The organism is Desulfurispirillum indicum S5 (assembly GCF_000177635.2).
Lineage (GTDB): Bacteria > Chrysiogenota > Chrysiogenetes > Chrysiogenales > Chrysiogenaceae > Desulfurispirillum > Desulfurispirillum indicum.
On sequence record NC_014836.1, the window covers coordinates 1,429,652 to 1,449,680 of the forward strand.

Consider the following 20,029-nt stretch of genomic DNA (forward strand, 5'->3'; position numbering starts at 1 on the left):
GCGTGAACTCAGCAGATCCTCGGCAACAGCTCTCCTGATCCCATCTCCATGAATCTGCGGGTTCCCCAGGCCGTTTCCAGAATGACTTTTCCCTGATGCCCTTCGCACACTTCACCAATGATGCTGGCCTGATGGCAAGCGGTTTTCGTGCGCAGAACTTCCACGAGTTCTGCGGCATGACGAGCCTCCACAGCCAGTACAAAGGTGCCTTCATTGGCCAGGTGGTAGGGCTCAAATCCCAGCAGTTCACAGATGCCGAGCACTTCAGGCCGCACGGGAATGGCATCCTGTTGCACCGTGAGGGAAACTGAAGACTGCTGCGCCCACTCATGGAGCACGGCGCTGAGTCCCCCTCGGGTAGCATCGCGCATGGCGACTAGTGGGATGCCGTTTTGGATAATTTCCTGCACGGCAGGCCACAGTGATGCACAGTCGCTGACCAGGTCAGTCTGCAGGTCCATTCCTTCACGCTGGGCAAAAATCACGGTACCATGATCCCCTACCGGGCCGGATACGACGATTCTGTGCCCCGGCTGCAGAGCTGCGGCACTCAGCGAGGGTATTTCCACGGAACCTACAGCGCTGGTGGTGATATAGAGGCCATCGGCACTGCCACGTGGAACAACTTTCGTGTCACCGGTAACGATCTGGCAGCCATTGTGAGCCAGTTCTTCAGCCATGGAGCGCACAAGTGCCTCCAGCTCACTGAGGGCGAACCCTTCTTCGAGAATGAATCCAGCACTCATATACCGTGGTCTGGCACCCATCATGGCCAGATCATTACAGGTTCCGCAAACCGCCAGCTTGCCGATATCGCCACCGGGAAATTGGCGTGGAGAAACGGTAAATCCGTCAGTAGTAAAGGCCAGTTTTCCTCCCGACATGGGAAGGACGGCGGCGTCTTCGGCCTGTAAAAGTATTTCATTGGAAAAGTAGCGAAAAAACAGTTCGCGGATAAGCTCAGCTGACTGCGCTGCTCCGCCTCCATGGGCTAATTGAATGGATTCCTTCATAGGGCTTCTCCGCGATACTTGTAATAAGCGGCACAGGCACCTTCACTGCTTACCATGCAACTTCCCTGAGGATTGGACGGAGTACACTGCCTGCCAAAGAGCTGGCACTGTCCGGGCAGGGCTACGCCACGGAGAATAGCTCCACACAGGCAGTTGCGATGATCATCACTGGAATTTTCCGGTAAAACGGACTGAAAGAGGATTTCCGCGTCAAGATGACGGAAGCGTTCCCTCAGTTGCAGGGCACTGGCAGGGATATCGCCGAGTCCGCGCCAGGGAAAGGTGCTGCGCGGTTCAAAATATAAGTCCACCAGCTCACGGGCGCGTGAATTGCCTTCATAGGAGACGACCCGCCTGTAGTCGTTGTGTGCCGCAGGTTTTTTTTCCAGCGACTGCGTGACTATCGTTCGTACGGCTGCCAGAATGTCCACCGGCTCAAAGCCGGAGACCACAAAGGGGACCTGATGTTCTTCCGCAAGCTTTTCATAGGGCTTCCAGCCACTGATGGCGCTGACATGGCCCGGGACGATAAAGGCGTTAACAGATGAAGATCCCGATTGCAGAAGTGCTGTTACGGCAGGAGGCACCATGACGTGATTGATATGGAAGACGATATTGCTCAGGTTATTTGCCTGGACCGTATGCAGCAGTGATGCTGTGGTCGGTGTCGTAGTCTCAAAGCCGATGGCAAAGAACACCACGGTCTTGCCGGGGTTTTCTGCCGCAATGGGGAGCACATCCAGCGGTGAGTACACAAAGCGCACATCGGCGCCGTCTGCCCGGACATGCTGCAGGCTTTGGCCGCCACTGCCTGGAACGCGCATCATATCGCCCAGGCAGACGAGAATAGTGTCAGGCTGGGTTGCCATGCAGATGGCATGGTCGACTCGTACCTTGGGTAGCACGCAAACGGGGCACCCGGGGCCATGGACAAAGCGGATGTTTTCCGGCATCAGAGTATCGATGCCATATTTCATGATGGAGTGGGTGTGCCCGCCACAGATTTCCATGATGTGCAGGGGTGTCTCAAGCATTGTGGCAGCGGTTCCGATGGCTGACGCCATGGCTTGAATCGCCTGTGGATGGCGCAGGGCCGCGGTCAGTTCCAGCGTATTCTTCACAGGGTGCCGTCCCGGTTTTCCATTTGCTCCAGGAGCTCGCGATAGGTTTCAAGACTGGCCAGAGCCTCTTCACGGGAAATCTTGCCAATGGCGAATCCCACATGCAGCAGTATAAAGTCTCCCACTTCAACGGGCTCCGGCATCAGGTCAAGGCTGATATGGCGACGTACCCCCATGGTGTCAATCAGGGCCATGTTATTTTCGTCAATGGAGAGTATTTCTGAAGGAATGGAGAGGCACATGTCAACCTTCCTTCTGACGAAGATTCTGCAGGGTGGCAAGCCAGTTCTGCACCGACTGTGGGTCTTTGGTGGAGAGCGTTAACAGGGTCGCGCCTGGGTTGATATGGGAGAGATCGTGGCGTACCCGATCCAGGGAAAAATCAAAATGGGGCAGCAGGTCCACCTTCGTGATGATGATAATATCAGCATAGCGGTAGATGACCGGATACTTGGTTATCTTGTCATGACCTTCGGGAACCGAGAGCAGTACCACATTGGCGTGTGTGCCCAGTTCGAAGTTGGCAGGGCAGACCAGGTTGCCGACGTTTTCCACCACGACGTAATCGAGCTCATGCAGGGGGATATGGTCCATGCCATGGCCAACCATATGGGCGTCGAGATGGCACGCTGTGCCTGTGGTGATCTGGTAAGCCGGTATGCCAATAGCCTGCAGTCGCTGCGCGTCCTGGGAGGTTTCAAGGTCGCCCTCTATGACCCCCAGACGAATCTGGGGAAAGGTTCCCGTGGCCTCAAGCAGACTTGTCTTACCACTTCCGGGGCTGCCCATGAGGTTGATAGCGGTAATGCCATGCTGGTCAAACCGCTTGCGATTGACCATGGCATACCGGTTGTTCTGATCCAGCAGGCTCGACATCACCTCAAGGGTTTTTGCTGAAGACAGGTGAGGGTTTTCCTCTAGGGTGCCATGGTGATGATGGTCACGCCCGTGGCTGTGGCCATGTTCGTGAGAATGAGAGTGAGAATGACTGTGGTCATGGTGCTGTTGGCCTGATGCCGGGCAGCCGCAATTCGTACACATGGAAAACTCCCGAATGATTAGGATGATAGAAGAGCCGCGTATGCCTGCCCCGCCGCAATGGATGCATCGTTGGGAGGCAGAACGACCGGCATGTACAAGCGTTGGCCGGAACATTGAAAATACTCGTCCAGCAACTTGACCAGAACTCTGTTCTGAAACACTCCACCGGTGCAGATGACAGGCAACTGAGGATGCTGCTGGCTGATCTGCTCGATGGTGTGCACCAGTGCGCGGAAAAAGACGCTGACCGACTGCCGCACATCGCTTCCCAGGAGTATATAGTTGAAGAGCTCACGGTAGTCAATTCTGTGGCCTGCCGCTGGCAGAGAAACCAGAGGCGGGTACGGTACTGAGGGGTCAAAAAGGGCTTCCAGAAGCAGTCCGGTCTGGCCTTCATAGTCGGCTTTCTGGCAGATGCCACACAGGCTGGCAACGGCGTCGAAGAGGCGCCCTACGGAGGTACTCAGCGGTGCGTTTACACCTTTTTGCCATGCACTGAGGAGAATCTGCAGTTCTGCGTCGCTGTAACTGCGCAGTGCGGGATGGTGGCGACAGGTTCGAAGCGCGTCTGGACCATACATCTGCAGCAGGCAGGCCAGGGCGATGCGGCGGGGCTCGCGTACGGCGGCTTCACCACCAAGTAAGCGCAGTGGATGTATCGTATACAGGCGCTCACAGGACGCACCATGCAGCAACAGAGTCTCGGCTCCCCAAAGGGTGTTATCAGTGCCATAGCCTGTGCCGTCCCACACAAAGGCCAGTGCGGGTTCATGCAGGCCGTGTTCCATCATGACCGCGAGGGCATGGGCGTGGTGGTGCTGTACGCCGTGGCAGTGTACGCCTTGCTGGAGCGCCCACTGCGTCGTCATATAACGCGGATGTAGGTCGTGCTGCAGGCGCTCTGGCTCTGACTGATACAGCCGGCACAGAGTCTTCCTGGTTTCCGAGAAAAACTGCAGGGACTCCGGCGATTCAAGGTCACCGATGTGCGGGCTGACCACAAGCTGATCTTCGATGCCAAGGGCAATGGTGACTTTTTGTTGGGGCCCCGTTGCCAGCACGTGCTGGCGAAATGAATGTTCAAGGGGAAAGCTGACAGGTGCATAGCCCCGGCCGCTTCTCAACATAAGCGGACGAGTGCCTGCAAAGGTCATGACGCTGTCATCACAGCCATTGAGTATCGGGCGATCGTGATCAAGGGCAAATGCAAAACCACCACTGAGTCTGGCGTAGAGGTCATGAACATTCGTGATGATCGGTTCATCACTGATGTTGGCACTGGTGGCGACCACTGGGCGGTTGACCAGATGCAGCAGGAGGCGGTGCAGCGGTGTATAGGCAAGAAAGACTCCCAGCGTTGGAACACCCGGCGCGACCAGTTCACTGAGGGGACGGTGGCGGGAGTGCGGCAGACGTTCCAGCAGGACAATGGGCGCACGATGACTTTCGAGGAGCTGCAATGCCGTTTCATCGCAGGGTGAATAGGATAACAGATGCTCACGGTCACGGAACATGACTGCCAGCGGCTTTCCGTAGCGGTGTTTGCGCTCGCGCAGCGACTCCACTGCCCGGTGATTCGTTGCATCGCACAGCAGGTGAAAGCCGCCCAATCCCTTGACGGCGATTACGTTTCCCTGAAGTATTTCACGGGCTGCCAGGCGCACAGCATCGGTTTGCGTGGCAAGACACTGGCTTTGCTGGTTCAGGACACGCAGAGTTGGCCCGCAGTGAAAGCAGCTCACTGGTTGCGCATGGTAACGGCGGTCGACGGGATCAGTATATTCCTGTCGGCAGTCATCACACATGGCAAAGGCTGCCATGGAGGTGTTGGGGCGATCATAGGGGATGTTGGCCATGATGGTATATCGCGGTCCGCAGTGGGTGCAGGTGATGAATGGGTACAGGTAGCGTCGATTCCGGGGGTCGAACATCTCCTGCAGGCACTCATGGCAAATGGCGAGATCCGGGCTGATGGATGTCAGGGGCGGCGCTGTTCCGTGACTTGCGTCAATGGTGAATGACTCTGGAAGATTACAGGGTGCTGTTATGGTTGCGGTGAGTGTCTCAATCCTGGAGACTCGCGGAGCTTCAGTGCGGATACGTTCACAGAAGACATTGATGTCATCGTTACTCCCACACACCTGTATTTCCACTCCGGCACTGTTGTTTCTGACAGTGCCGGGCAAATTCATCTGGCGGGCGATTCGATAGACAAAGGGACGAAATCCAACACCCTGGACTATCCCGTTTATTTCGATGTGCCAGTAGAGCTTTTGCTTCGCGCTCACTTGGGTTTGGAGTTCTCTTCAGAGTAATGGTCGTGGAACAGCAAAATATCTTCTGCCTTTACCACGCCAATGGTTGCCTGCTCAATTGCCTGAGCCAGTTTTTTTGACGGGACGTGGGTGCCTCGCTCTATGCCACTGATATGGGCCCTGGAAACACCTATGCTTTTGGCGATATGTTCCTGGGTGAGGTCACGGAAAACCCGGTATTGATAAAGAGGGTGAATAGGTGATTTTTTTGAAGACATGCTCTACACCTGACTGAATGAGGTTAAATGAAACTTATAAACTTGGCGGGGCGGGTGCACAATGTTCAGTATACTGATCGGTATAATATCGTGGCTGTAATGTTATATACTGCCCTGTGGAGTGTCAATGAATTTTCTTAACACTGACTTTTTATGTCCGTGTCACATGGTTTCATTTGTTTGATATTACAGATGCTCCAGAAGGATTTTCACACCGATAGCGATGAGGATCGCCCCGCCCAGACGCTCGATATACTCTTCGCGCACACGACCGAAGCGATTGCCGATGTACACTCCTGCGAAGGAAAACGCAAAGGTGACAAGACCTATGATGAATACAGGAAACCAGATGGAAAGATTCAGCAAGGAGAAACTGACGCCAACAGCAAGGGCATCTATGCTGGTGGCGAAGGAGAGCAACAGGATGCGTCGCAGAGAGTGGGCGCGCTCTTCGCGGGCAATGGGGCAGTGCTGCGCCTCGCTGCCCAGCGAAAAGGACTCATATACCATTTTTGCGCCAACAAAGAGGAGAATGAAAAAGGCAATCCAATGGCCGTAACTGTTGACATAGTCGCGGAAGCCGACACCGGCAACATAGCCTGCCAGCGGCATCAGGGCCTGAAATACCGCGAAACAGAAGGCAACTTTCATGACATGATGTACGCGCAGGTTGCGGATGGTGCACCCGTTGACGATGGATACCGCAAAGGAATCCATGGCCAGCGCTATGGCAATGAGCAGGATCGCATACAAAGCCATCAGGGATGCGCCTCCAGGGTTAAGGTATTCAGACAGGCGTAGCCTGAGCAGACGCCACCTTCGTTGTTGCTGGCCGCTTTGGTGCGCACCAGGTAGCCGATATCCCGGTTGATCAGCGTTGCGGTGCCATCATGGACCATCATGCCATAGCGCCCTGTTTCACTGATGCAAAGTTGATCTTCCGCGTTTCCATCGACAATCAGTCGAGCGGTGTGGGTGTGGGCGTGAATCTTCTCCATAAGCACATGGGCTTGTCTGCGCTTGTCGCTGAGAGCGTCCAGGGCAGGGGGAATATCATCTGCGTAGGTGTTATTCCCACCACCTTCGCGCTGTGGCTTCAGGACATAGTTCTGGGGAAAGCGCCTGACGTGATCTGTGATCGGCACACCCGACGGGTGGATTTCATCAAGGTGGTACATGGCTTTGGTGACCTGAAGCAGAGGTGCGATGGAGGTGGCATCCAGGTAGTTCCGAAGAAATTCGGGCTTTCCCAGTGCGCGCTGCGCAAGTTTTGTTCCCGCCAGGTGGGTAAAGATATCCGGTGTCCTGATGCAGTCGGCAGCTTCCAGCAGTTTGCGGCCATCAATGGCCATCTGGCTGGGATAGTCCTCCGGAGTGTAACCGGAGCGGAAATAGGCCACGGCGACAGGTTTGCCCTGCACAAAAAGGTGGCCATTACGCAGGACGCCCTCGCGGGCTATTTCTGTCAGACTCAGGCGAACTACGGGTACGCTGAGGTGGCTCTCTATGGCGAACTGAATCAGGCGCTGATCAAAGATGTTTCGCTCATGGGGCTGCACGACGAAGAGTATGCAGGGGTCGGGGAGCCCCATTATGGCTAACGCGGCCTGAAAACCACTGCACAGCTCTGCCAGGGGTTCCTGGGGAAGGATAGCCGGCAGGTGTCCGAGTTTCGCCAGGTGAGAGTGCACCTGAGTCGCGCGCTGCATGAGGCCATGAAAGCTTGCCGAAATGGTATTGCACTCCACCAGCTTTGGCCACAGAACACCTTCGTGTTCTTCCACCATAAAGTCATTGCGGAACATATGCAGGCTTGCCGGCTGGGTGGAAGACGCACTGCGGGCTATATCCAGGAGAATTGCCATAAACTCGTCGCCATCAGCAAGGGGAGTATGCATGTCCAGCAGACACTCATGATCCCGTGACAGATTATGGAGCAGCTGGTTGCAGACAGGTGTCAATGTCGTCATGGTGTGCTGCAGGTGCTGACTGATGGTGTAGGGGGAGACACTGAGGGGAGCGTGCCGCAGTGTTGCTTCAGGGGAGAGCTGCAGCAGCCCGTGGATGCATGCATACTCTATGGCCAGGGTATCTTTCTCGTTTATCAATGGTTATCCCTTTCCTGGAGGTTAAGGAGGTTGACCGTACTGCGCAGGGATTCTGGGGATACATGGGTGTATATCTGTGTCATGCGCACATCGGCGTGGCCCAGAAGATTCTGTATTTCAATGAGGTTCGCCTTGCGTCGCACAAGATTCGTGGCAAAGGTGTGACGCAGGACGTGGGCACCTTGCTTCGTACAGCTGAGGGTATCTACTCTCTGCAGCTGGCGCGACACCAGGTGCCATATTGTGCGCGGCGTCATGGGCTGTCCCTGTTTTGTGCAGAAGTAGTATTCCGAAGGAATGGCATCATACCAAGGTGTCCAGTAGGTATCCAGAATTTTTACAAGTTCTGTGGCCATGGGCAGAACCTGCTGCTTACCACCCTTGCGCGTGATGATAAAGGTCTGGGTTCCAGCGGAAACATTACTGCGCTTGAGAGAGCACAGCTCCGATGTTCGCATGCCCGTCATGAGAAACGTGAAAATAATGGAGCGGTTCCGGTCATTGGTGAAATTGCGCTTCAGTGACAGAAGCTGTTGCAGGAACTCCGACTGAGCTTCTGAGTTCACATACTGCGGGAGTTTATCCTGTGGAGACCTGCGGGGAAAAGAGAGTTTCGTGGTTGGATTGGCGTGGGTTATCTCTTCGCGTACCGTAAAGCGGAAGAAGGACTTCAGGGTCGCAAGCACTGTGGAGAACGTGTGTTTTGAGAGATTGCCGGCTCGCTGATAGAGATATGCCCGCAGTTCCAGGTGCGTAACCTCCTGCCAGTCATGGATACCCTGCTCGTACAGATGTTCCGCAAGCCTTCCCAGCTCCTGGGAATATTTTGAAATGGTTCCCGGGGAACAACCCTTCTCCATGCGCATATAGCTGCAAAAATTTTTTATGATCCTCTGCATGGAATTCATGGTTTCATTACCCCTGTGTTTTCACACTATGAGACCAGGTGGCCCATTTTTAGTTTACTCATGCGCTGCATTTTGTAAGACATTTATGCGGAACACGTTACCATTGCAATGGAGTATTTGCAATCATATTTGTAATGAAATAATATATTTCATTACAAATATGCGAAAGATCAAACCCTATTAAATCTATCGGGAATTTTGCATATCACTGTCTATGGTGTAATTGCCATGAATAGGAGGGAAATTCGCATTCGAAAAATGAAAATCAGGACACGAAATCCTCGCCGGGCATACCATGCCCCTCGCAGAAGGTGAAAGAAGGGAAAAACGTTTAATTTGGCCCAGGAAGACATAAATGGGAATAAGGCGCATTCATCTTGCGGTTAATGGGAGGAATTGAGTACAACTAGGAGGTGCAAAGCATCAGAAAGTGTCGCGAAGGACCAATCGCCATGATTCAATTTTACAATGTTACGAAAAGTTATGGGGATCACTTTGAACTTTCCGGTGTGAACATACGCATCGCCAAGGGACAGTTCTGCTTTCTCTGTGGTCCCAGTGGCGCGGGGAAAACGACGATTATCAACCTGATCCTGGGCGAAGAGCACCCGAACCAGGGAAGCGTGCTGGTGAACCGCCGTAATGTGCCGGATCTGCGTGGCAATGAGCTGGCCAGGCATCGTCGCGACGTTGGTGTGGTCTTTCAGGACTATCGCCTTATTGAGCGTCTCAATGTTTACGATAACATCGCACTTGCGCTGCATATCTGTGGATTCACCGCTCGCAGGGAAATCGACCGCAGGGTGGAGGCAGTCTGTAAAATGCTGGGCCTGGTGAAGTACATTCACGCGCCTGTGATGCAGCTCTCTGGCGGTGAAAAGCAGCGCGTGGCAATAGCCCGCGCACTTATACACAATCCTCCCGTCATCATTGCCGATGAGCCGACCGGTAACCTTGACATGAAGCAATCCATCGATATCTTTCGTATTTTCAGGAAGATATGCGATATGGGCACCACGGTTTTTTTTGCAACCCACGACAATCACCTGGTGGAAGGCTCCGGCATTCCTGTCTATCGGGTGGATAACGGAATGATCAGCTATGATGTTTCACCTTAAACGAGCCTGGTTTAACATGCTGTCTACCCCACTGGTGACGCTGGTGGCCATTCTGACTATCTCCATAGCGTTGACCTGCCTGATTCTCTACCAGACTTTTCTTCATAACCTTCGCAATTATATTGACTACCGCATAGACGGCAGTCGGATAGTCGTCTATATGCACGGAGATCGTGATGGGGATCTAGAGGCATTCCTGAAGCGCTATAATCTCAACTTTCGGTTTATTGACCACAAGGAAGCACTGGTAATATTTTCGCAACGGTATCCAGATGAGTCCGATCTGTTGAGCGCCATGGAGGTCAACCCTCTACCCCAGAGCTACCTGGTCAGCATGGATTCCCACAACATTCAGTACTTCCGTTCCATCATCAACGGCATCAAATCCTCTGGTGATTCGGTCCTGTCTGTCGAATACAGTTTCCATGAGATATCCGTTCTGCTTGAAGCCCTGGATCTGACGGAGAGGTTTCGTCTTATCATCGGTGCTTTTGTAGTCTTTGTCTGCGCCGTCATGGTGTCCAACACCATACGCATCTCCTATTACAAATATATGGACGACATCAGGATTCTGCGTATCCTGGGCGCATCCAGCATGTTCATCAAAGGTCCGTACTTCCTTGAGGCCTTTCTCATCGGCGTCTGCAGTATTGCCATTGCCATTGGCGCCTCACTTTACAGTGTCTATTTTCTGGCATCCGATACGTCCTTTCTCACTATACTCGGCAGCTACGCGCTGCACTACCCCACCATGGAACAGGTTGCCTTGAACTCTTCTATTGTGGCCCTGCTCTCTGTCATCGTCAGTATGTTTACCCTGCGTGGAGCCTCCTGAATGCCATGGACATCGCTGCGGAAATCCCTCACTGCCTCCTGCGCCACACTGATTCTGTTTGTGCTTACCGCTCCTGCAATGGCAGAGCCTCTGATGAGCCTACGCCAGATTGATCACTCAATCCAGGAAGTGAACCAGCAGATTTCCAGGGTTTCCACCCGTATCGGCGCCCTTGTGGCGGATATTGCCACTATCGTGGATGAGACTGAGGAACAGGAGCGCCTGCGGCTTGGGCTTCTGGCGGAGGTAAAAGCCATCGACATGGAGCTTCAGAATATGCGGAACCGTCTCAGGGAGGGGCAGACTCTCCTTGAAGAGCTTGATCGTGAAATCTCCATGATGGAGGCATCCATGAGCGAACGCCGTAACTCCCTTGAGCGTTCATCGAGGCTGCTTTATCGCGATATACATATCCCCCATGACGATACGCGCTATCTCCAGTCAGTGTTCATGGAAATCGGCACATTCCTGGAGGCTCTGTATCGTGATCTGCGTCAGTTGCAGGTGGCTCGCAATGACAATCATAAGAAGGTTCTTGAGCACCAGTCTATGATACAACGTTTTTCCAGCCGCTCCCATGGGCTCCTGGAAGAGATTGATGTCATCACCCGGAAGGTGCAGAGCTCTTTCGCCCTGACCCAGGAGAAAAAACGGATTCTGGATCACCTGCATGAGGAGCAGCAGGATCTGCAGGAAATCTTTCGCAACCTCTTGAACCGTAAAGCGGATTTCTATGAAACCGTTAAGGACATCCAGCACTTCAAAGGCTATATACCGCTGCCCGCTGATGGCCCGTACTTCGTGTCCCAGGACGACAATTCCCTTCTTATCGATATGAAAAATGATGCCCGCGTCTATTGTATCTTTGATGGAGAAGTTGTATATAGAGGGAACCTTTATCGTTTTGAAAACGTGATCATTATTGATCATGGCAACAATTATTATTCCGTGTACGGTGGCTTGGTTGATGTCATCGTCAATGAAGGGGATCGCGTTTACGCCAATGAACTCCTGGGTTCAAGCCTCTATCTGTATTTTGAACTCAGACACCGATCGACGCCCCTCGACCCACAAGAATGGATTTTTCTGGAGGAAATGTGAAGAAGATACTTTTTGTTGTAGCCATATTTGCAACCATGGCAGCTACTGCTTTTGCCATAAACAACGACCTGCTTCGTCAGCAGCTCAAGCTTTTCAGCGAAACTCTGTCCTATATAAATGTCAACTATGTGGAAGTCCCTGACCAGAAAGAACTCATCTACGGTGCTATCCAGGGAATGCTCACCACTCTTGACCCCCATTCATCTTTTATGAAACCCGAGACCTATCAGGAGTTTAAAACTGATACGCGCGGGGAATTTGGTGGGCTTGGTATACAGATTGCCATTCGTGATCGGGTACTCACGGTCATTGCGCCCATTGAAGATACTCCGGCATGGAAGGCGGGCATTAAAAGCGGCGATCGTATCATCAGAATCGAAAACCAGGCCACCGAGGGCATGAGTGTGATGGACGCGGTGCGCATTCTGCGAGGTGAGCCCAACACGCCTGTCACCATTACCATCTGGCGTGAAGGCCAGAGCACGGGCAAGGATTTCACCATTGTCCGTGATATCATTAAAGTGAAAAGTGTGCGTCATGAGCGTTATGGAGATATTGGTTACGTACGCATTACCAACTTCAACGAGAATACCTCAAGTGAGCTGCGCGACTCTCTGAAGGACCTTGAAAGCCAGCCTCTGAGTGGACTTGTTCTGGATATGCGCAACAACCCGGGTGGATTATTGAATCAGGCAATTGATGTCACCAGTGCGTTCATCTCGCCGAACAAACTGGTCGTCTATACCGAAGGTCGTACCAGCAGTCGAACAGAGCTGCATTCCAAGGTTTTCGATAATAAACAACGTGAATATCCCATGGTGGTGCTCGTCAACGGTGGCAGTGCCTCCGCTTCGGAAATCGTCAGCGGTGCACTGCAGGACTATAAACGCGCGATTATCATGGGCACGCAGACCTTCGGGAAAGCCTCGGTTCAGACGGTTATTCCCCTCTCAGATGGCAGTGGCATGCGATTGACTACCGCGCGTTACTACACCCCTTTTGGCGGAGCCATACAGGGTGTCGGCATAACACCAGATGTTATCGTCGAGCAGGGGCGCATTGTGCGAGACGAAGGCACCGAGGGAATGCGTGAGGCAGATATTCCCGGCCATATTCGCGGCGAATTCGAAGGGATCCCTGCTGAGGACAACAGCACATCGGAAATGCCCTTGGATGACCTGCAGCTCCTCAGGGCCATTGATGTCCTCAGCGCCATTCACGTATTCGGTGGAAAACTGGATCTGAACAACAAGTAATCCGCCAAAGAGTGCGCCAGCACGGCCTGGCATCTGATATTCGGATGTCTACGCAGCTGGCGTACCGCTACGCCTGAAGGGATGATAGACGGTTAATCACCTATGCAGCGATACACAACCTTTCTCTGGTCGATCTTGATTCTGGCTTCAATCCTGACGCTCGTTTTCGCCATTGGCGCTTACTCCCACGTAAACAGGGAGAAGCCGGTGCTGTTGGATTATACCCGCACCAGCACGGGCGTTGAAAACGCACTGCAGGCTGTTCTTCTCGAGCACGGCATCTCATCCGGTGATATCACCCATGAACAGATGCGACTGGCCTCCCGCGATAATCAGCAGTGGAATTACTACTACCGCGAGATCAACGTCATGGGCGATGATGACCTCCTTGCCCTGGAACGTAAAATAATGAGAGCACTGGCCCCGTGGAAAGTGCGTCTTTCTTCTCGGGAAGCCGGTTCCCGGGACAACAAGGCGTACTACAAGATTCGGCTCTCTCTGCCCCAGGGGATCACGACCCATTCGCTGCTCTTCTTCACACCGGAAATTGCCTATCATCCGGCAGAGCCTGAAGGGGTGCCCATGGATGAAATACCGGTTCCTCCTCGTCCAGGAACACCTCTTGAACCCCTTCAGGTGGAAGAGCCGTGGGAGAAACCGGCGCGGATAGCCATTATCCTTGACGATGCCGGTGACAACTTTCAGCTGGCAAAACAGGCGGTACAGATCCATCCGGCGGTTACCCTTTCCATACTTCCGAAACGTCCTTTCTCCCGCGAAATATCGCAGCTTCTTGACCGCATGGGACTGGAATACATGCTTCATCAGCCCATGGAGGCGCAGAATCCCCTTATTAATCCCGGTTGGGCAGCGTTGCTGACTACCATGGACGAAGAAGAGATCCGCAGTACTTTCACCGCTGCTTTGGAGTCACTTCCCGGAGTCGCAGGGATTAACAATCACATGGGCTCCAGGTTTACTCAGGACCCTGACCGGCTGCGCATTGTCATGGAGATGATAGCGGAGCGGGACCTTTATTTTATCGACAGTTATACCACCAGCGACTCGCAAGCCTATGCCGTTGCCACAGAATTTCAGGTATCAAGCGGGTTCCGTGATGTGTTTATAGATAACGAAAGTGACGTGGAGGCCATCCTGCGACAGCTGGATATCCTGGTCCGTGATGCGCAGCGCTACGGTTCAGCCATCGGCATCGGTCATGTGCGCTCTCGCACCATTGAAGCACTGGAAGAATTTACTGGCCGGCTTGAAGAGATGAATGTTGAGCTGGTGACGCCTTCAGTCATTGTATCCCACCGAAAACCTGCTCAGATCAGCGAGATCGTAAATGAAGACACACAATCAAGTCCTGATGAATTCTGATCCTCTGGCCAGAAACGCCTTTATTCGAATTATCACAGCGCCGAGACTGAACCAGGTTCTGCTCGGACTCTTCCCGTTTTTGTTCTTCTCCTATCTGCTGATCTCCTATTACAGTATGCGTCCGGAAGAACCGCGCGTGGGGCACCTGCAGATTCAGATGCGTGCAGCGACCCAGCAGATGCCCTTTGCGTTGCCGGAATTTCGTCTGAACCAACGTTCTTTTTTCTTTCCCGAGGCCTCGCAGCTTGGAGCCATAATAGTCGTTGACGCAAACCGGCAGGAGATCGTCTATGCCAAAAACCTGCACGAGGTTATGCCAATAGCTTCACTGACAAAGGTGTTTCTGATGGAAGAGCTTCTTGACCGTATTCAGCAGGGGGCCCTCACTTTTGACAAAGAATTACGGGCCTCGACCAGGTCTTCGCTTATCGGGGGTTCGCGAGTGTATCTGCGCGAGCACGAAAATACCACCATAGAGCAACTTGCCAAGGCCACGATGATTCACTCCGCCAATGATGCTGCCTACCTGCTGGGAGAGGTCATTGGTGGAGGTGACGCGAACCATGCCGCCCAGCTACTGACGGCCAAGGCACAGACTCTGGGGCTGAAAAACACCAGGCTCTATAACGTCAATGGTCTGCCGAACCGTGGAGGACCTGATAATATATCTACTCCCTATGAACTGGCACAGTTTACCTTTAAACTGATGGCGAGAAACCCGGAAATCTTTGAAATCGCCAGCACCGAAGTGGATTATTTCCGCCGTCCCGGAGGACAGGATTTTCTGCTGGTGAACCGCAATCGTCCTCTTGTGCGACTGGACTATGTCACTGGCCTGAAAACCGGTTATACCAACAGTGCAGGTTTCTGCGTGATCACCACATCGAACAAGAATAACCGTAATCTCATCACGGTGATTCTCAATGCGCCCAGCTCGCAGATCCGAGATCGCGCTGCCAAACGCCTCATTGATCACTTTTCAACGATCTGACGACCGCATCTCCGGATACCAGCTGATCAGAGCCGCGCGTTCGTGTTCCACGAGCTGCTCCAGCATTTCAAAAGTGTAACCGGCGATATGGGGAGTGCACAGCACCTGTGGATGTGAACGCATCCAGTGGTTCGCACCCAGAGGTTCATCCTGGAAGACATCCGCAGCATAACCCGCAAGGATCCCCCCATTCAGAGCCCTTTGCACCGCAGATTCATCGACCACTTTTCCCCGCGCAGTATTGAGAAGGTATGATCCTGGTTGAAGGTGTGACAGTGCCTCGTCGTCGATCATATTCTGTGAAGATGTTGTCAGTGAACAGTGAAGACTGACCACTGAGCATGAAGAGAGCAGGGTTTTCAGATCGCTATAGCGCTGCACAGCATGGTCATATACCTCATCTGCTGCGACAAAAGGATCATAGTATCCCAGGCTGCGCGGCTCGAAAGATTTCAGCATGCCACTGACCCTGCGGCCGATAACGCCGTAACCGATAATGCCGATATCCTTGCCATGGAGACGTCCCGTACCTCTGATCTGGTTGCGTACCCAGTGCCCTTGTTGCATGGATTGATAGATGGAGCTGGACTTCCTCAGAAGATCCAGCATCATCATGATCGTCGACTCGCTGACGTCAATACTGCGTGGCACTGGAAGATGCTGCCAGCGAATTCTACGGTCTGCCACAGCCGCCATATCCACATGGTCATACCCGGAATTCGGTATCAGAATCCCCTCAAGGTTGGGGAAGTATGCCAGGACCTCGGCACTTATTGCATAGGAGGTATTGGGTATGATGACATGGGCGTCGCGTACCGCAGGGTGAGGTATTTCTCCCTTTTCATGATGCACGCATGTATAAGCAAATCCGGCACTTTCCAGGGTTTTCTGCTCAAATGGCACCAGCTGCTGGAACTGCCGGGGTGAGATGGTCAGACGGGCAACGCGCTTTCGCATATACGAATCCTTTGCGGGAATTTTACTTGTCTTTTGTCGAGATCATGGCGATATTCTAACATACTAAAAAAGGGGGGCTGTAATGATTACCATCGATTATACGCTGACCATGAAAGAGAACGTTGCTACCGGTCTGAACTCTGAAGTGCTTGAAGCCATTGACCTGCGTTTTCGCACGCAACTCCATCGGCAGCTTGAAGCCAGACTTGCCGACAGCACCTATGCCTTTCGTGCAGGCCTTTCCATAGCGCACGATGAGCTCCCTTCAATAAAACGATTTCTGCAGGAAAACCTTGGCGGGATGAGAAATTTCGTGGTTGTGGGCATCGGCGGTTCAAACCTCGGAAACCTCGTCCTCGACAGGGCATTTCGCGGAAATGGCAAGAGTATCTATTATCTTGACAATGTCGAGCCCGATAAGATTCACCGTCTTTTCCAGGAGATAAACCTGCAGGAGACAGTTTTTAACATTATCACCAAATCAGGGTCCACCTCTGAGACCCTTGCCAACTATATTGCCGTTCGCAATGTGCTGGAGCGCAAACGACTCCCCCTGCAAAAACATCTTATATTCACCACGGATCCGCAAAAAGGCTACCTGCAGGAAATACGGCAGCGCGATGGCATCCCTACTTTTCACATCCCCTCGCCACTGGGTGGACGATTCTCAGTTCTTTCAACCGTTGGACTTCTGAGCTCAGGATTCAAGGGTATAGACCTTGAGAGTCTGTTGCAGGGTGCCCATGCTGCTGCAAACGACTGTCTCTCTGATTCCCTGCGCACCAACAAAGGTCTGCTGCTGGCGGCACTTTATATCGCAAACTATCAGAAGGGACGCACCATCAATGTGCTCATGCCCTATTCCGACCGTTTGCACCCCTTTGGGCAGTGGTTCCGACAGCTCTGGGCCGAAAGTCTCGGGAAAATTAACCGCGATGGAAAGCCTGTTGGCCAGACTCCTGTGGATGCGCTTGGCACTGTTGACCAGCATTCCCAAGTGCAACTCTACATGGAAGGCCCCGACGACAAGATTATCACTTTTATCGAAATTCTTCGCCACCAGAATGATATTTCACTGGATGGTGAAATCGACTACTTTAATGGACAGACCATGGCAAAACTCCTGCGTGCACAGCTGCACGCAACCCAGATTGCCCTGCTGCAGAAACAGCGCTGCAGCCTGCGAATTGAGATGGATGAACTCAACGAGTGGAACATGGGTTATCTTATGTATTTATATATGTATGCGACCGTTGCCGCAGGTGAGCTGCTCGGGGTGAACCCTATAGATCAGCCTGGCGTAGAGCAAGGAAAGGAATATACTTACGCACTGCTTGACCGCCCGGAGTACCATGAACAAAGAATCCAATACGAAAAATTATGCGCATCTTTGCGCAAATATTGCGTATAATTCGTTGACAAAGGGTTTTGCGATAAGTAATATTTTTTCAGAACATCCTAACGTACCAATGACCCATATAAGGAGGGGGCATGACGAAGAAAGAATTGATCGGTAAGATGGCTGAGGCTTCTGGTATTACGAAGGTTCAGGCGGAGAAGGCTCTGAATGCATTTATCGATTCAGTGAGCTCTACACTCAAGTCCGGAGAGAAAGTAACGCTTGTTGGTTTTGGTACTTTCCAGGTTTCTGAGCGTGCAAAGCGCCAGGGCATCAATCCCCGCACAAAAACACCCATCACCATCCCTGCTCGCAAGTCGCCCAAGTTTGTTCCCGGCAAGGCTCTGAAAGAGCTGGTGGACAAGTAAGTCTCATTTCCTTTATTTTAAAAGGCAGGCATGTTACGTGTCTGCCTTTTTTTATTTCGCTCAAAAAGGATCGTTGCCCTATGTTATGGAATGAGGAATTTGAAACCCTTCCCCGGGAAGCCCTTGAGGCCCTTCAACTGAAACGACTGCAAAATACATGCGCCCGTGTCTACGCCAACGTACCCTATTACCGCGCTGCATTCGACCAGGCAGGGATAACGCCCGCTGATATCAAAAGCCTCAATGACCTGCACCGGTTGCCCTTCACGGGCAAGCAGGATCTGCGTGACAATTATCCCTATGGTATGTTCTGCACCCCCATGGAGCATGTGGTTCGCATACACGCTTCCAGCGGCACCACAGGCAAGCCTACAGTTGTAGGTTACACCAGACGTGATATTGACACCTGGTCGGAGCTCATGGCCCGTTGCTTTGCCGCCGCAGGTGTCACGCGGGGCGATATTGTCCACAACGCCTATGGATACGGCCTTTTTACCGGAGGACTTGGCGCTCATTATGGCGCCGAGAAAGTTGGGGCATCCGTTATCCCCATGTCTGGTGGCAACAGCAAAAAACAGATTATGATCATGCAGGATTTCGGCTCAACGGTGCTGACGGCTACGCCATCCTACGCTCTGCATCTGGCAGAGGTTGCTCAGGAGGAAGGAATTCCCATGGAATCTCTCAAACTCAAAGTGGGTATTTTTGGCGCGGAGCCCTGGAGCGATGCCATGCGTCATGAGCTGGAGAGTAAACTGCATCTTGATGCCATCGACATCTATGGCCTGAGTGAAATCATGGGGCCAGGCGTCTCCATTGAGTGCCGTGAGGCCAAGCATGGTATGCATATTATGGAAGATCACTTCATTCCGGAAATCATAGATCCGGACACCGGCGAGTCCCTTCCCCTTGGTGAAAAGGGCGAGCTGGTATTCACCACCATCACCAAGGAGGCCTTTCCCCTCATTCGCTATCGAACACGCGACATTACACGTCTCATCAGCGAACCCTGCCGCTGTGGGCGCACCTTCTATCGCATGGAAAAAGTATCCGGGCGCAGTGATGATATGCTGATTATCCGTGGCGTCAATGTCTTCCCTTCCCAGATTGAAGCTCTGCTCATCAATGTCAAGGGCATTGAGCCTCACTATCAGCTGATTGTCGACACACATGACCATATGGATACCCTGGAGGTTCAGGTTGAAGTCAACCAGCAGCTCTTCAGCGATGAGATCCGCCATTTACAGAACCTCAGCAAAAGTATCCAGAAGGATATCAAGGATCTGTACGGCATCTCCAGTAAAGTGTCCCTGGTTGAACCCAAAACCATTACCCGCTCCCAGGGCAAAGCAGTACGGGTAATCGATCGCAGAAAGGATAAATGACATGAAAGTGCAACAGATATCGATATTTATCGAGAATCAGGCTGGCAGGCTGGCCGAAGTAACACGCTGTCTGGCTGAAGGCAATATCAATATCAGAGCCTTGAGCCTGGCTGATACCCAGGACTTTGGCATACTCCGGCTGATTGTCAACGACGTGCAGGCCGCACGTAAACTCCTTGAAGAGAAGAGCTTCACCGTTGGCATCACGGATGTCGTTGCCATTAAGGTTCCCGATAAACCAGGGGGTATGGCGGCAATTCTGGCCATTCTCGATAACTGCAATATCAATGTGGAATACATGTATGCCTATGTGGACAGGGACTTTCAGGATAATGCCGTGATTATCTTCCGCTTCGAAAATCTGGATGACGCCATCGCGTGTCTGACAGCCCAAGGAGTGGATATTGTCAAGGGAAGCGAGCTGTACGGCATGTAACTCAGGCTTCGCGCTGTTTTCCTTGCCGCTTTGGACCTGCCAAAGTGGCTGGGAGGCGGCACAGTGCTGATTTTTC

At 52.7% G+C, this 20,029-nt stretch carries 20 protein-coding genes; 10 read left to right on the forward strand and 10 right to left on the reverse strand.

Going from position 1 to position 20,029, the window contains the following annotated elements; all coding sequences use genetic code 11:
- Positions 1–8: 8 nt before the first annotated feature.
- The 9 genes from hypE to SELIN_RS06760 all read right to left on the reverse strand — a co-directional run bounded on the left by hypE (position 9) and on the right by SELIN_RS06760 (position 8,724).
- On the reverse strand, positions 9–1,013 hold the full coding sequence (gene hypE, locus SELIN_RS06720; RefSeq protein ID WP_013505912.1) for a hydrogenase expression/formation protein HypE: 1,005 nt from the start codon (positions 1,011–1,013) through the stop codon (positions 9–11).
- Positions 1,010–2,134, reverse strand: coding sequence for a hydrogenase formation protein HypD (hypD, locus tag SELIN_RS06725; protein WP_013505913.1), 1,125 nt, complete (start codon positions 2,132–2,134; stop codon positions 1,010–1,012). The genes hypE and hypD overlap by 4 nt, the downstream gene beginning before the upstream one ends.
- Positions 2,131–2,376 carry a HypC/HybG/HupF family hydrogenase formation chaperone gene (locus SELIN_RS06730; protein ID WP_013505914.1) on the reverse strand — a complete coding sequence of 82 codons (246 nt, stop codon included), beginning with the start codon at positions 2,374–2,376 and terminating at the stop codon, positions 2,131–2,133. The genes hypD and SELIN_RS06730 overlap by 4 nt, the downstream gene beginning before the upstream one ends.
- Before the next feature lies 1 nt (position 2,377).
- Entirely contained in the window at positions 2,378–3,175 is a 798-nt protein-coding gene (gene hypB, locus SELIN_RS06735) for a hydrogenase nickel incorporation protein HypB (RefSeq protein WP_013505915.1), read from the reverse strand.
- Positions 3,176–3,192: 17 nt separating this feature from the next.
- Positions 3,193–5,463, reverse strand: coding sequence for a carbamoyltransferase HypF (gene hypF / locus SELIN_RS06740; protein WP_013505916.1), 2,271 nt, complete (start codon positions 5,461–5,463; stop codon positions 3,193–3,195).
- The gene (locus tag SELIN_RS06745) at positions 5,460–5,708 is read right to left on the reverse strand and encodes a helix-turn-helix transcriptional regulator (RefSeq protein WP_013505917.1); all 249 of its coding nucleotides are present in this window, start codon (positions 5,706–5,708) and stop codon (positions 5,460–5,462) included. Before SELIN_RS06745 ends, hypF begins: the two co-directional genes overlap by 4 nt.
- A 186-nt stretch (positions 5,709–5,894) precedes the next feature.
- The gene (locus tag SELIN_RS06750; protein ID WP_013505918.1) at positions 5,895–6,467 is read right to left on the reverse strand and encodes a manganese efflux pump MntP; all 573 of its coding nucleotides are present in this window, start codon (positions 6,465–6,467) and stop codon (positions 5,895–5,897) included.
- Positions 6,467–7,816 carry a glutathione synthase gene (locus SELIN_RS06755; protein WP_013505919.1) on the reverse strand — a complete coding sequence of 450 codons (1,350 nt, stop codon included), beginning with the start codon at positions 7,814–7,816 and terminating at the stop codon, positions 6,467–6,469. Before SELIN_RS06755 ends, SELIN_RS06750 begins: the two co-directional genes overlap by 1 nt.
- The gene (locus SELIN_RS06760) at positions 7,813–8,724 is read right to left on the reverse strand and encodes a tyrosine-type recombinase/integrase (RefSeq protein WP_013505920.1); all 912 of its coding nucleotides are present in this window, start codon (positions 8,722–8,724) and stop codon (positions 7,813–7,815) included. The genes SELIN_RS06755 and SELIN_RS06760 overlap by 4 nt, the downstream gene beginning before the upstream one ends.
- Positions 8,725–9,176: 452 nt before the next feature.
- Here SELIN_RS06760 and SELIN_RS06765 point away from each other — a divergent pair, with 452 nt between their 5' ends.
- The 6 genes from SELIN_RS06765 to SELIN_RS06790 all read left to right on the forward strand — a co-directional run bounded on the left by SELIN_RS06765 (position 9,177) and on the right by SELIN_RS06790 (position 15,408).
- Positions 9,177–9,842, forward strand: a complete 666-nt coding sequence (locus SELIN_RS06765) for a cell division ATP-binding protein FtsE (protein ID WP_013505921.1) — start codon at positions 9,177–9,179, stop codon at positions 9,840–9,842.
- Positions 9,843–9,858: 16 nt separating this feature from the next.
- Positions 9,859–10,677, forward strand: a complete 819-nt coding sequence (locus SELIN_RS06770; RefSeq protein WP_198007134.1) for a cell division protein FtsX — start codon at positions 9,859–9,861, stop codon at positions 10,675–10,677.
- Positions 10,678–11,778, forward strand: a complete 1,101-nt coding sequence (locus tag SELIN_RS06775) for a murein hydrolase activator EnvC family protein (RefSeq protein ID WP_013505923.1) — start codon at positions 10,678–10,680, stop codon at positions 11,776–11,778.
- Positions 11,775–13,034 (forward strand): S41 family peptidase, encoded by a 1,260-nt coding sequence (locus SELIN_RS06780; RefSeq protein WP_013505924.1) that lies wholly within the window; start codon positions 11,775–11,777, stop codon positions 13,032–13,034. Before SELIN_RS06775 ends, SELIN_RS06780 begins: the two co-directional genes overlap by 4 nt.
- Before the next feature lie 207 nt (positions 13,035–13,241).
- Complete coding sequence (locus SELIN_RS13895; RefSeq protein WP_198007135.1) at positions 13,242–14,417, forward strand: divergent polysaccharide deacetylase family protein; 1,176 nt, start codon at positions 13,242–13,244, stop codon at positions 14,415–14,417.
- Positions 14,407–15,408, forward strand: coding sequence for a D-alanyl-D-alanine carboxypeptidase family protein (locus tag SELIN_RS06790; RefSeq protein ID WP_041725968.1), 1,002 nt, complete (start codon positions 14,407–14,409; stop codon positions 15,406–15,408). The genes SELIN_RS13895 and SELIN_RS06790 overlap by 11 nt, the downstream gene beginning before the upstream one ends.
- Here SELIN_RS06790 and SELIN_RS06795 read toward each other — a convergent pair.
- The gene (locus tag SELIN_RS06795) at positions 15,397–16,365 is read right to left on the reverse strand and encodes an NAD(P)-dependent oxidoreductase (RefSeq protein ID WP_013505927.1); all 969 of its coding nucleotides are present in this window, start codon (positions 16,363–16,365) and stop codon (positions 15,397–15,399) included. The two genes, SELIN_RS06790 and SELIN_RS06795, sit on opposite strands and share 12 nt — an antisense overlap.
- A gap of 82 nt (positions 16,366–16,447) precedes the next feature.
- On the opposite strand from SELIN_RS06795, the gene SELIN_RS06800 reads away from it, so the two are divergent.
- From SELIN_RS06800 to SELIN_RS06815, 4 genes are all read left to right on the forward strand, one after another.
- Positions 16,448–17,776, forward strand: a complete 1,329-nt coding sequence (locus SELIN_RS06800; protein ID WP_013505928.1) for a glucose-6-phosphate isomerase — start codon at positions 16,448–16,450, stop codon at positions 17,774–17,776.
- An 80-nt stretch (positions 17,777–17,856) separates the two neighbouring features.
- A complete protein-coding gene (locus SELIN_RS06805; protein WP_013505929.1) occupies positions 17,857–18,132 on the forward strand; it encodes an HU family DNA-binding protein in 276 nt (91 codons plus the stop codon).
- A gap of 80 nt (positions 18,133–18,212) precedes the next feature.
- Positions 18,213–19,517, forward strand: a complete 1,305-nt coding sequence (locus tag SELIN_RS06810; RefSeq protein WP_013505930.1) for a phenylacetate--CoA ligase family protein — start codon at positions 18,213–18,215, stop codon at positions 19,515–19,517.
- A 1-nt stretch (position 19,518) separates the two neighbouring features.
- A complete protein-coding gene (locus SELIN_RS06815) occupies positions 19,519–19,953 on the forward strand; it encodes an amino acid-binding protein (protein ID WP_013505931.1) in 435 nt (144 codons plus the stop codon).
- Positions 19,954–20,029 lie beyond the last annotated feature (76 nt).